At 47.5% G+C, this 642-nt stretch carries 1 protein-coding gene and 1 pseudogene; both read left to right on the top strand.

Annotated elements, in window-relative coordinates:
* Nucleotides 1–445: NAD(P)H-dependent oxidoreductase (locus tag R8N49_RS28025; protein ID WP_318190557.1), on the top strand; the 445-nt coding region annotated here is incomplete at its 5' end.
* 52 nt (nucleotides 446–497) lie between these two features.
* Nucleotides 498–642, top strand: a pseudogene (locus R8N49_RS28020) (DUF2069 domain-containing protein); the annotation flags it as partial.

The raw sequence follows: 642 nt of genomic DNA, 5'->3' as shown, positions 1-642 counted from the left end.
GTCACCTCACTCACATACCCCTTCCGATCCAATTGTTACTCTAGAGGAACTGAAAAAGTGCGACGGTCTAGCGTTCGGTAGTCCCGTTTGGTTTGGCAATATGGCAGCGCCTTTAAAGCACTTTTGGGATCAAACCACCCCTTTGTGGGTTAGCGGTGACTTAATCGATAAGCCAGCTTGTGTATTTACCTCATCATCTTCGATGCATGGCGGTCAGGAGACCACACTTCAAAGTATGATGACGCCATTACTGCATCACGGGATGATGGTACTTGGTATTCCTTACGCTGAACCAGAGCTGCAGTCGACCCAATCTGGTGGCACACCCTACGGTGCCAGCAGTGTAGGACACGAACCAAGTCTCACAGCGGAGGAGACTCGCCTGGCACAACAATTAGGTAAACGACTAGCAACAGCAGCGTTAAAGCTCAAAGCTTGTCACTAATACCAGTATTAATAATCAGTAGAATTGGTATCAATTCAAGGATAGAGAATCGATGTCTGACTCTTTCGAAGAACAACCACCTCTTGGTGCTCAAGCAAAAACGTATCGCTACCTCGCTTTGTTCGGCAACTTAGCTTTATTAGCATGGGTCGCGATTTGGCAACTCGCTTTATCTCCTCACCCACATCTGAGTAGCA

This window comes from Vibrio sp. 1978 (assembly GCF_033344345.1).
Note: the sequence above shows the minus strand (reverse complement) of the source record. Positions and strands in the feature narration are given on the sequence as shown.